Origin of the sequence: Variovorax sp. DAIF25 (genome assembly GCF_050711835.1) — a bacterium.
Classification (GTDB): domain Bacteria; phylum Pseudomonadota; class Gammaproteobacteria; order Burkholderiales; family Burkholderiaceae_C; genus Variovorax.
Genome location: NZ_CP136636.1, coordinates 6,529,213 through 6,542,445, shown reverse-complemented (window position 1 = coordinate 6,542,445; position 13,233 = coordinate 6,529,213). Strand labels below are relative to the sequence as shown.

Genomic DNA, 13,233 nt, shown 5'->3' with positions numbered 1-13,233 from the left:
CGCGCGCCAGCCATCATCAACGGAGACAACCCATGACCCTCAAAGGCACCCTGCTGGCCGCGCTCTTCGCCGTCCAGTCCCTCGCAATGACCGCGCCCGCATTCGCGCAGGGCAACTACCCGAGCAAGCCGATCCGCATCATCGTGCCGTTCACCGCCGGGGGCGTGGTCGACTCGATCGCGCGGCTGGTGGGCGAGCGGCTGTCGGCCAAGTACGGCCAGCCCGTCATCGTCGAGAACAGGACCGGTGCCGGCGGCTCGATCGGCACCGACTACGTGGCCAAGGCCGCGCCCGACGGCTACACGCTGCTGTGCGTGAGCCCCGGCCACGCGGTCACGCCGAGCCTCATCAAGGGCGTGGCGTGGAATCCCGTGCGCGACTTCCGCGCCATCGAGGGCTTCGGCGTGATCCCCAACGTGTTCGTGGTGCCGACAGAGGTGCCGGCGAAGACCATGGCGGAGCTGGTCGCGATGGCGAAGAAGGCCAATCCGCCGCTGACCTATGCGACGGCCGGCGTGGGCACGTCGAACCATCTGTCGGGCGAACTGCTGGCGCAGAGCGCGGAGATCAAGCTCACGCACGTGCCCTATCGCGGCCAGCCCGATGCGCTCGGCGATCTGCTCGCGGGCCGCGTGACGATGATGCCGCTCACCGTCGCGCTGGCCGTGCCGCACATCAAGGCCGGCAAGCTGCGGCCGCTGGCCGTGACCACGAGCAAGCGCTCCAGCGCCTTGCCCGACACGCCCACCGTGGCGGAGACCGCGGGCCTGAAGGGCTACGACGTGGGCACGTGGTTCGGCTTCGTCGCGCCGGTGAAGACGCCCGATGCCATCATCGCCAAGCTGTCGGCCGACGTGGCCGAGATCCTGGCCGATCCGGCGATGAAGCCCAAGCTCGACGTGCTCGGCCTCGAGGTGGCGCCGCAGGGCCCCAAGCAGTTCGACGCCTTCATCGCGAGCGAATACGACAAGTGGAGCAAGGTCATCAAGACGGCGGGCATCGAGGCGCAATGAACATCGCAAGCGAATCGCCCGTGCGGCCGCCGTTGTGCGACCGGCTGGGCATCCGTCATCCGATCTTCGGCTTCTCGCACTCGGTGGACGTCTGCGCGGCCATTGCGCGGGCGGGCGGCTTTCCGGTGCTGGGACTCGCGCGCGAACTGCCGCACGAGATCCCGCACATCCTGGCCGAGGCGAGCGAACGCATGGCGGGCCTGCCCTACGGCATCGACCTGATGCTGCCCTCGCAGGTGCCCGACGAGGCCGCGAGCATCGAGAGCGTGCGCGCGCAATTGCCCGCGCCACACGTGGCTTTCGTCGACGGCCTGCGCGACCGCTTCCAGGTGAAGCCGCCGCAGCGGCCCAGCTTCTTCACGAGCCAGGTGCGCACCCGGGCGCTGTTCGACGCGCAGATCGAGGCCGTGCTCGACTCCGATGCGCGCGGCGTGGCCACGGCCATCGGCCTGCGCGCCGACCTCATCGAGCGCGCGAAGGCGCGCGGCAAGCTCACCTTCTCGCTGGTCGGCTCGGTGCGGCATGCGCGCAAGGCGCTCGACATGGGCGTGGAGGTGCTGGTGGCGCAGGGCTACGACGCGGGCGGCCACACCGGCACGGTCGGCACGCTGTCGCTGCTGCCGCAGGTCATCGCCGAAGCCGGCGAGGTGCCGGTGCTGGCGGCCGGCGGCATCGCCACCGGCGCGCAGGTGCTGGGCGTGCTGGGCATGGGCGCGCAGGGCGCGTGGCTCGGCACCTTGTGGATGGGCGCGAAGGAGAACCACACGCCGCCCGCGCTGCTGCAACGGCTCATCGCCAGCGGTAGCGAGGACACCCTGATCACGCGAGCCCACAGCGGCAAGCCCTGCCGCGTGGTGCGCAGCGACTGGATCGACGCCTGGAACGAGCCCGGCGCGCCGGCGCCGCTGGGCATGCCGCTGCAGCAGGCGCTCACGGGCGATGTGTTCGCCTCGATGCACGAGTTCGACGACGCGCGGCTGATCTACGAAGCGGCCGGCCAGAGCGTGTTCGGCATCGAGCGGGAGACCACGGTGGGCGAGCAGATGGATGCGCTGGTCGAGAGCATGCAGGGGGCGTGGGAGCGCATGCGGGGCTGGGACGCTCACCAGAGTTGAAGCGTTGATCGCTTGCATCCGAGTTCGTCTGGATTGGGTTGGAGAGACCGGAAGTCGCCAAACACCGAGTTCTTCTGGACAAGGCCAGACGCCAGTGATTCGGCCGAACAACAAGCGCGACGGTCTGTCGATCATCTCCACGGTTATGAACAAGGGGCCGATGCGATGGAAGGCCTTCAGCGGGGCGCTCCACTCCGACATCTCGATCGACTTTTTTGGGCTCGGGCTATCAAGGATGCCGCGCGCAAGGGCTATCTGATCGGGGGCAACCTGCGGACTCATCACAGCGAGTCCGTGAAGGCTTAGCTGGCTGGGCATCAACACGCCATCGAGGCCTCCTAGCTGCCCTGCTATAGCCCGGAACTCAGCTCCAACGAGATGCCAATGTCAACCTCAAGCAAGCGGTCACCAAGCTCGTACCGGCGCGCACCAAGCTGGAAATGGTCAAGGCCACGGGCAAGCATCTGCACAGCGTTCGGTTCCAATTCAAGAGGATCAGAAAGCTAATTTCTGCATGTACATGTCCGCTATGTCGCGTGAGTTCGTTGCGTTAATTCCGGGTCGATGAGTCAATCGATGCCGAGCACCGCGGTCGTTCAATCGATGCGAAAACGCCGTTATCGAAATTTGACCGCGGTGGTCGCTGCCTGAATCAATTCAGGGCTACCGCTTTCGCGACGTCCAATCTCACTGCTCAATGTTGAGCAGCTGAGATTGGGTGGTGAGTACCCAAGGATTAAATTCAATAATTGCCAAGAATAATTAAGATTTGCCGAATCCGTATTTGTGATCTTGTGCGCACGGCTGACATGTGCCCGCTTCTCATTTAGACGTTTAGACCCCCGAGAATAAAGATCTGACGTGTTTCGACGCAGAACCGTCGCACGTATTCAGAAGATCTCAGGGAGTCCAAGGCATGAATCGCCAGCTTCACCGCGTCATTTTCAACGCCGCCAGAGGCATGCGGATGGTGGTTCAAGAAACCGCCGCGGCTACGGGCAGGGGCTCGACCAGAGCGACGGCCGCTGCCGTATTGGCTGGGGCTGCCGCTTTGACTCCCGTGCTGATCGGTGCTGCCTTGGGGAGCATGTTCTGGCCGACATCAGCCCAAGCGCAGATCGTTGGCGCGCCCAACGTTCCTGGCAACCTGCGTCCGACCGTGCTGGTCGCACCCAACGGCGTTCCATACGTCAACGTTCAAACGCCCTCAGCCGCAGGTGTATCGCGCAACGTCTACAACCAGTTCAACATTGGTGCCAACGGCGCTATCCTCAACAACAGCCGGGTCAATGTGCAGTCGCAGCTCGGGGGCTACATACAGGGCAACCCATTCCTGGCCACAGGACCCGCGCGCATCATCGTCAACGAAATCAACGGCGGGAATCCGAGCCAGATTCGCGGCTATCTGGAAGTTGCCGGCCAACGCGCCGAGATCATCATCGCGAACCCGGCAGGCATCAGCATCGATGGTGGCGGTTTCATCAACGCGTCTCGCGCAACGGTGACCACGGGTACCCCACAGTACAACGCCATCGGCGGCCTCGATCGCTTTCTCGTTCGCGGTGGCACAGTCACCATCGGCGGTGCGGGCCTCGATGCCAGCAAAACGGACTACGCGGCCATCCTCGCGCGCGCCGTGCAACTCAATGCGGCGATCTACGCCACCGATCTCGAGGTGGTCACAGGCGCAAACCAGATCAGCGCCGATCACACGCAGATCACCCCGACGACAGGTACTGGCGCTGCACCGACCTTTGCACTCGATACCGCTGCTTTGGGAGGCATGTACGCAAACAAGATCACGATGATCGGGACCGAGGCGGGCCTCGGGGTGCGCAACGCGGGGAATCTCGGCGCCAGCAACGGAAATCTCATCGTGACCGCAGCGGGAAGGCTCGAGAACACCGGCACGCTCGAAGGCACGCGCGTCGAACTCGTCAGCGCAGGCGGTATCGACAACCGCGGCGGAATGATCCGCCAGACCAGCAGCGCCGGACTTACGATCACGTCACCGACGTTATCGAACACGAATGGCGGGGTGATCGGTGTCGAGCCTGCGGTCGGCGCAAGCGGTGGAACCGGCACGAGCACTGGAGGCGGCTCGGGTAGCGGCACAGGTGGTACGACCTCCGCCCCGGCCGCATCCGCCGCTGGAACTGGTTCCAGCCCCAACGGCTCTACCGCCGCACCGGCACCAGCCCCATTCATTCCGACATCACCTGGCACCATCATGGCGACGGGCGCCATCTTGAACGACGGAGGGAAGATACTTGCTGGCGGCCCCATCGCGTTGCAAACGCCACAGATCAACAACACTGGTGGGACTCTTTCGGTGGCCACCATGGCGGTCACCGGATCAAGCTTCAGCAACGCAGGCGGGACCCTCAACGTCAGCAACAGCTTTAGCGCCAACGTCGGCCAATTGGACAACGCGGGTGGCAAGCTGACTGCCGGCTCGTTGAACATCGCCACCGGCGCCGACATGATCAACACCGACGGCGTATTGAGCAGTGCCACCGATGCCAACCTCACTGTCGGCGGCAAGATCGAGAACACGCGCGGATCGATCTCGGCAGCGGGCGCACTGACGGCGAACGTGTCCGAGGCCACCGCCAACAACAACGGCACCCTGGCTTCCAATCAGGCGCTGACGCTGAACACGGGTTCGTTACAAAACACCAGAGGAAACATCCAATCGGCACAGGCCGGCGTGCAGCTCGGGGTGACCAACGCCTTGACCACCGGCACCGGCGGCAGCATCAGCGCAGCTACCGACTTGGGCATTCAGGCTGGTTCGCTTGCCAACGGTGGCAGCCTGCGAGGTGGCATCGATGCCAGCATCGCGGTTGGCGGCGTGCTTGCAAATGACGGCAGTATCACGGCGAACCGCAACACCACGATCACGGCTGGCAGCGTGCAGGGCGGGACGTCAAGTGTGCTTGGCGCGGGCATCCGGAACGACGGCCAGTTTGGTGGAACTGGCGGCCTGCGCGTGATCACCGCCGGCGCATTGGTCGTCAACGGCACGAATCTCGCAGCAGGCAATGCCACTCTGCAAGGCGCGAACGTCGATTTGTCGGCGAGCCAGACCAGCGCCGCGAACATCGCGGTCACGGCCACACAAGGCAATGTCACCACCGGCAGCAAGGCAACGCTGGTCACCCCCGGTACGCTGGCGATCACCGCCAACAGCAACGCAGCTCAAACCCTCGTCAACGACGCGGGCCAACTCAACGCCGGCCAGTTGCAGATCAATGCCTCGAACCTCGCCAACACGAACGGCGGCGAGATCGTGCAGACTGGTACGGGCGCGACCACCATCGCCGTGGCCGGCACCCTGAACAATGACGGCGCTCGCATCGCCAGCAACGGGCAGGATCTGATCTTGAATGGAAGGACCGTCACCAACAACGCGGGCAAGATCGAGCATGCCGGCACCGGCACCTTGAAGATATCCGGCGGTGGCTACACGGGTGCCAACGGGCAGATCACCACGAACAGCGCACTGGTGGTCACCATGTCGGGCGTCTTCAACCAAGATGGCGACAATGCTCAGACCAGCGCCAAGCAGATCACCGTTGACGCAGGTTCCCTGAGCAATCGCGGCGGCAAGATCATCCAGACCGGTACCGAGGCCACCCGCATCAACGTGGTCGGCGCCATCGACAACAGTACCGGAACCCTCGTCAGCAATGGCGACACGAGCATCACGGCCGGTAGCTTCGCAAACCAGGGCGGTTCGACCCAGGCAGCCGGCACCGCCAACCTGGACCTCAAAGTCAGCACGGGCCTGGACAACAGCAAGAGGGGAACGATTGGCGCAGGCGGCAACGTCACCGTCACTGCAGGCAGCCTGAACAACGATGTCGGCAGCGTGACAGCTGTCGGCGATCTGAAGGCCACCATCGACAAGGCTGCCACCAACGCAGGTGGAATGCTTGCGGCCAACGGCAACACCACCCTTGCGGCTGACACGCTGGACAACAGCGGCGGGACCATAGGGGCCGTCAAAGGCGATCTGAGTGTCACAACCACGGGCAAGACCATCAACGATGCCGGCGCCCTGCAAGCGGGCGGCAAAGCCACGCTGAGCAATGGAGGCTTGAGCAACCAGGGCGGCAAGGTCTTCGGCAATAGCCTGTCCATCGATACGCACGGCAATGCCCTGGACAACAGCAAGAAGGGCACGCTCTCGGCCACCACCACCGTCGACATCAAGTCGGGAGCGTTGAACAACGACAGCGGACTGATCCAGTCTGATGGTGCCATGACCATCGACACCGATGGCAAGAAGCTCACCAACACCCACGCGGGGGACTACACCACCAAGCAAGGCGGCATCGCCAGCGCGGACACACTCGTGCTGAAGACGGGCGAAGTCGACAACACGGACGGCTACATTGGTGCAAGGAAGACGCTGAGCATCGACACCCACGGCCAAGGCTATGACAACAGCAGTGGCCAGACCGTGGCCGCGAGCGACCTGAGCATCAGCGCCGCAGCCCTGACCAATGCGAGCGGCCTGATCCGCTCGGCCGCCACGACCACGATCAATGCCAGCAGCATCGCCAACCACGATACATCCGGCACCGATCAAGGCATCGAAGGAAAGTCCGTTGTCATCGATACCGGTGACCTGAACAGCACCTCTGGCGCCATCCGTGCCGATGCCGATACGACCATCACCGCCAGCGGCACCCTGACCAACACCAAGGGCCTGATCTCGGCTGGCAACGAGCTGAGCATCCGCGACCCGAATCGCGCCAATCCCGGCGCCAAGACACTCAATGTCGTCAACACCGGCGGCACCCTGGTGGCCGACAGAAGCCTCAAGCTCGATGCCGCCAGGTTCAGCGGCGACGGCAAGACCGTCTCGGGCAAGGATCTGAGCATCGCGCTCACTCAAGACATCGTCAACAACGGCGAGGTCGCCGCCAACGGCAATCTGAGCTACACCACCGCCGGCAACTTCACGAACAACGGCAGGCTGCTGACGGGCCAGACGCTCACGGTGGGCGGCAACAACATTGAGAACACCGCCAATGCAGAAATGTCGGGGACGAACACCACCGTCAACGCCAGCGGCACGCTGACCAATCGCGGTTTGATCGACAGCAAGGGCCAGACCCAGATCAATGCGGACACGCTGAAGAACATCGGTACCGGCCGTATCTACGGCGATGCGATTTCCATCGGTGCGATCACCGTCGAGAACGGCGCCGAAACCATCACGAGCGCCGATGGGGTAAGCCAGGCCAAGGCAGGAACCATTGCCTCGCGCGGCGACCTTGTCATTGGCGTGAACACCATCACCAACCGCGAGCACGCACTGATCTTCAGCCAGGGCAGCATGTCCATCGGTGGAGCGCTCGACGCCCACCGCAAAGCCACCGGCCAAGGTGGCGTGTTGAACAACCTGAGCGCCGACATCGAATCCATCGGCGACATGGCCATCTCCATGGGACAGGTCAACAACCGGGATGTGCATATCCAGAAGGGGGCGCCCAGGGTGACGCCCAGCGCCGCGGTAGGCATTGCGCCGATAACCCCCATGGGCAGCGGCGTCGGCAGGACCTCCATGTACCTGCCCTACGAAGTCACGCTCGACTACGTCAACGGCCTGGTCTTTCTCAAGAAGACAGGCGAACTGGTGGGGATGGGCGGCTTCGCCTATTGGACCAACCAGATCATCACCACCGAAGACACCGCAACCAACGTCGAGCCCGCCCGTCTCGTCGCAGGCGGCAACATGAACATCAACGGCCGTCTGTACAGCCAGGACAGCCAGGTGCTCGCCGGCGGGACCATCACGGCGTCGGCCTACGTGCCAGACCAAATGACCGGCCAAGTCTCGGTCATCGGCTTTGCGAATGTGGTCGACAACAAAGGACAGGCGCAGGGGCCGCCCAACATCCCGCTCGTCATAGCGCCCAAGTCGATCAATCTCGGCGCGTTCAAGTACCAGGAGTACATCAACGCTACCAATGGCTACGACGCGGGCACGGCGCCGGTCGGTGGCACGACGGGAAGTGCAGGCAGTGCAGGAGGCGTGAACGGCGGCAATCGTCCCGACGTCATCGTGCAAGTGCCGGCCAATGTCGGGGCGGTCGTCAAGACCTCGGGAAATACGGCCGGTGAAACTGGAGGTGCCAACAGGGTCGGAAGTACGGACGCGAGCCAGACCGTCCCCACGGTCGTGCGCACCAGCACGCCGAACACGCGCATTCCCAATGCAAGCCTCTTCAACGTTCGCACGGGCGGCAGCTACCTGGTCGAGACCGATCCACGCTTCGCCAACTACCGCAGCTGGCTCAGCAGCGACTACCTGCTCAACAGCCTCGGGCTCGACCCAAGCAATACCCTCAAGCGCCTGGGAGATGGCTTCTACGAGCAGAAGCTCATCTGCGAGCAGGTCGCCAAGCTCACGGGCTATCGCTACCTGGAGGGGTACAACAACGACGACGATCAGTACATCGCGCTGATGAATGCTGGCGCGACCTTTGCGAAGCAATACGGCTTGCGCCCCGGTGTCGCACTGAGCGCGGCGCAGATGGCTCAACTGACCAGCGACATCGTCTGGCTGGTCGAGCAGACGATCACCTTACCGGATGGCTCCACGCAGAAGGTACTTGTGCCACAGGTCTATGTGCGCGTGCGGCCCGGCGACATCGACGGCGCAGGGGCACTTCTGAGCGCAGATGCCACGGTCATCAAGAGTTCTGGCGATCTCGTGAACACCGGCACCATCGCCGGTCGCAGCCTGGTCAAGATCGATGCCGAGAACGTCAGCAATCTGGGCGGTCGCATTGCCGGAGGCGCCGTCGGTGTCAACGCTCGCAACGACCTGAACAACATCGGCGGCAGCATTACTGCCCGGGATGCCGCGGTCCTGACCGCCGGACGCGACATCAACATTCAGACGACGACATCGACAGCCGGCAGCAGTACCGCCATCGACCGCGTGGCCGGTATCTACGTGACCAATCCGGGCGGCACGCTGATCGCCTCCGCGGGCCGTGATGCGAATCTCGTGGCCGCTGCCCTGGTCAGTGCCGGCAGCGCGGCGGTGGGTGCTGGGCGCAACGTCAACCTGGGCACCGTGACCGAGGGATACACCATCTCGTTTGCAAGCAAGAACGGGGCTGGCATCTCGTCGGAGCGCCGGGAGGTGGGTTCGGTCATTCAGGGGCAGGACAATGTGCGCCTTGCGGCTGGCAATGACCTGAACATCCGCGCGGGGGCGGTCGCCAGCGTGGATGGGGCCTTGGTCGCAACAGCCAAGAACGACATCAATGTCACGGCGGGCCAGGCCACCACCAGCGTTTCGGCAGCGACCCAGAGGTCTTCCAAGAGCCTGTTCAAGAAGAGCAGCTCCAGCACCTTCGACAGCACCACGACGACGGATGTTCTCTCCAGCAGCCTGAGTGGCAAGAGCGTGGCGCTGGTGGCGGGCAATGACATCAACCTCCAGGCTTCGCAGCTTCGCTCCGACGATGCGATGAGCCTGTCGGCGGGGCGCGACATCAACCTCACTACCGCCAATCGGACTACCCAGGAGTTGCATGCGGCGCAGAGCCGCAGTAGCGGTACCGTCCTGGGGCAGGCGCTTGCCGCCGCGACCTTCGCTGGCGACGTCACAGCCGTTGCCATTGCCGGCAACAAGAAGTCCAGCAACAACGCCAGCGCCAGCATCGAAAACCAGGCCATCGGCACCAGCATCTCGGCCGGCAGCCTGCAGGCCGTGAGCGGAAGCGACACCACCTTGCAAGGCGCCACGGTCGTTGCAGACAACAACATCACCCTGATGGCCGGGCGAAATCTGATCATCGAGAGCGCGCAGAACACCCGTGTCGAGAGCAGTTACGACGCCAGCAGCAAGTCAGGGATGATCGGCCAGTGGTACAACCCGGCCATTGGCAACGTCAAGGGCTCGCAGGCGAATGCGACCACCAGCACGACGCAGCAAGCCAGCCAGGTGGCCAGCCTGCAAGGCAACGTGACACTGGTGGCGGGCAATGAGTACCGCCAGACGGCCAGTAGCGTATTGGCGGCAGGACAGGCCGGCCCATTGGTCGGCGGCGACGTCAACATCCTCGCCAAGAACGTCGTCATCAACGAGGCGTACAACACCACGCAGTCGGTCACGTTGAACAAGAGTTCCAGCACCATTGTGGGCGGCAGCGCCAACTTCATGGGCGTGGGAACCGACACCCTCAAGGGAGGCTCCAGCACGATCAAGGCCATGGGTGATATCGGCAGCGACGGTCGCATGCAGGCCCTGGGTGCCATCAACCTGGCTATGAGTGGCAAGCAGGCCTATGACGCCGTGCAGGCGATTGGCGGCACAGGTCCGCTGAGCTATGGCGTCAGCGTCAACGTGAGCCGCAACACCAGCCAGAGCACAAGCTTCACCAACAGCAGTGAGGCGGTGGGTTCCAGTGTGGTGGGGGCGAACAACGTCAACATCGTGGCTACGGGTGGTGACAAGGACTCGAACATCCACGCGGTCGGCTCCACCATCGCTGCGGGCAACAGCGTCAACATGGCGGCGGACAACGACATCACCCTGGAGGCCAGCAAGAGCGCGAGCGTGACGTTAGGCCAGAACTCCAGTCGTGGCGCCAATGTAGGCGTGACCTTCGGCGCGGGTGCACAGAACGGCTTCAGCATCCAGTTGGGCGTGAACAGCGGCAAAGGCAGCAACAACCAGAACGACACCAAGTACAACGCCACCCAGGTTTCCGGTGGCAAGGCAGTGAACGTCTCCACGGGGCGCAACCTGACGCTCGATGGAGCGACGATCGAAGGCAACCGCGTGACGGCGGATGTCGGAGGCGACCTGAAGATCACCACCTTGCAGGATGTGAGTGTGGGCCAGAGCCGGCAGTCCAGCGGCGGTTCTGGAGTGAGTTTGTGCATTCCGCCGATCTGCTACGGCGCGGCGGCCTCTGTCAGCGGCAGCGCGGCGGGAGCGAAAGCGGACGGGATTTTCATCAGCCCGACCGTGCAATCGGGCATCAAGGCCGGAGATGGCGGCTTTGATGTGAAGGTCGCGGGCAATACCGACCTGAAGGGTGCGGTGATCGAGAGCACGCAGGCAGCCATCGACGCCAAGAAGAACAACTTCAGCACGGGCGGTACGCTCACCATGACCGACTTGCAGAACGTGAGCCAGTCAAGCGGCAGCAGCTACTCGGTCACTGGAGGACTGAGTGTGGGCTACACCACGGCGCCGACCGTCGCCGCGGATACGGCGCCCGCCAGGGACATGACGGCATCGTGGAATGGGCCGAGCAATCGCCCCAGCGGGGCTGCGGGCGTGGGTAGTTACAGCGGCAACAACCAGGCCAGCGTCACGAAATCCGGCATCTCGGGCATTGTGGGCGATCAGAGTGTGCGAACGGGGGACAACAGAAGTGCCGGCACGTTGATCAAGGACTGGAATACCCAGATCGTCGTCAAGAATGTCCAGGCACAAGCGCAAATCACCCAGCAATTCAATCAGAACGCCGCACGCGAAGTAGGAACCTATGCAAACAATCAAGTCCGCAAGTACGAAGTTGCCCAGTCGTTAGCCCAAGGCGCGCAAAAGGTCTTGAACGATGCTGCGGCAAGTGAGCAGGACAAGAGCGCCGCACGGACTCAGTTGAGCGCTGCGCGCCAGACCATGGGTGCGGAACAGGAAGCCTACGATCATTGGAAGGAAGGTGGCGATTACCGGGTCGCGCTTCATGCGGCCGCGGGCTCCTTGAGTGGTGGCGTGGCGGGGGCGCTAGGTGCAGGAGCCAGCGCTGCATTGATGCCCCGACTGGGCGATGCAATCGGTGCGATGGGGTTGCCCTTGCCAGTTGTGCAGGCCTTGGAGGCTGTGGCCGCTTCAGCTATTGGCAATGTTGCAGGAGGTCCGGCGGGGGCTGCCAGCGCATACAGCGTTGACATCAATAACAGGCAACTGCATCCAAGTGAAGTCAAGCGCATTAAGGATTTGGCAGGAGAAGATCCAATAAAAGAAGCGCGCCTGACGGCGGCCGCATGTGCTCTTGTGCGATGTGCCGACGGCGTTCCTCGTTCAGCGCCAGAGTACGCCTACTTGTCGCAGCTGCAATCTGCGGGACGTTCCATGGTGGACGAACTCTCATTGCTAAGCCAACAAACGATCAACGGCAGTGAACGACTTTTTGGTTACGACAAGATTGATTCCGCCAAAGATTGGGCTGGAAGAAATGCGCTTGCAACCCGAGCTGTAGGGGCAGCACAGGGGTTGGCGGGATCGATAGGGCTTGTCGGAAGCTCCGCGCTCTGCAGCACTGGGTTAGGGTGTGTGGTTGGAGCGCTTGGTGCAACAGTGAGCGCGGATTACGCTCAAGCTGGCGTCAAACAGGCTGCAATTGGTCAGGGCCAAACTCCGTATGGTCAGCAGGTTTTTGAATCGCTTGGCCTGTCGTCAACTGCGGCTGCCTACACATATGCAGCCTTGGGAGTTGCACCAGTTGCGTTGGAAGGGATCGCCCTGATGCGAGCAGCAAGCGCCGCGTCGCAGTACAACTCACTTGCTCGTGCGAGCTATGCGGACTTTGCGACAAACGGAGTTCCAATCAACGCCGCAACCATGGGGTCTCCCCCAGCACAAGCTCTCGTTGCAGAAATCAAAGCGGCTTCGCCCAGCTTAAGCGATGCAACGGTAAAAGAGATCGCAGCGGGCATGATTGCTTCGGGAAAGTCGCTGCCAATCGTCAGCACTGCTGCACCTGGGAGTGTATTGGTGAAGGTTGTGCCTAGAGGGGATGCTGTCAGCGCGTATAGCCCCTACTGGATGTCTGCTGAACAAGCACGCGCGATTGCATCTATGGGAGCGGCAGATGCGGGTATTGCACTTGGGCTGCCTGCGGCTCAAGCTGCCAAAATCTTCAAAGATGGCATGGACTTTTATGCGATCGCGGCACGTCCCGGATCTCCTGCACGTGTGTTCGTTTCTGAAATCGCCCCAACCACACAAGGCGGCGTCACAACCGCACCAAATGCACTTCAAGTGCTTGTTCCCAATCGATCGGCGTGGAGTCCGCCTGTTCAGGTTAATCCATACACGCTGGGCGCGCTTTGATAAT

The 13,233-nt window shown here is 63.0% G+C and carries 3 protein-coding genes; all 3 read left to right on the top strand.

All coding sequences use genetic code 11. The features are described from left to right. The first annotated feature begins 32 nt into the window (after positions 1–32). The 3 genes from R0232_RS30285 to R0232_RS30275 all read left to right on the top strand — a co-directional run bounded on the left by R0232_RS30285 (position 33) and on the right by R0232_RS30275 (position 13,229). The gene (locus R0232_RS30285; protein ID WP_431510451.1) at positions 33–1,013 is read left to right on the top strand and encodes a tripartite tricarboxylate transporter substrate binding protein; all 981 of its coding nucleotides are present in this window, start codon (positions 33–35) and stop codon (positions 1,011–1,013) included. Further along, the gene (locus R0232_RS30280) at positions 1,010–2,128 is read left to right on the top strand and encodes an NAD(P)H-dependent flavin oxidoreductase (protein WP_431510450.1); all 1,119 of its coding nucleotides are present in this window, start codon (positions 1,010–1,012) and stop codon (positions 2,126–2,128) included. Before R0232_RS30285 ends, R0232_RS30280 begins: the two co-directional genes overlap by 4 nt. Positions 2,129–3,044: 916 nt before the next feature. After that, positions 3,045–13,229 (top strand): hemagglutinin repeat-containing protein, encoded by a 10,185-nt coding sequence (locus tag R0232_RS30275; RefSeq protein WP_431510449.1) that lies wholly within the window; start codon positions 3,045–3,047, stop codon positions 13,227–13,229. Positions 13,230–13,233 lie beyond the last annotated feature (4 nt).

Coding starts and splice junctions, on each gene's coding strand:
- R0232_RS30285 (WP_431510451.1), top strand. CDS start 33: ATGACCCTCAAAGGCACCCTGCTGGCCGCGCTCTTCGCCGTCCAGTCC.
- R0232_RS30280 (WP_431510450.1), top strand. CDS start 1,010: ATGAACATCGCAAGCGAATCGCCCGTGCGGCCGCCGTTGTGCGACCGG.
- R0232_RS30275 (WP_431510449.1), top strand. CDS start 3,045: ATGAATCGCCAGCTTCACCGCGTCATTTTCAACGCCGCCAGAGGCATG.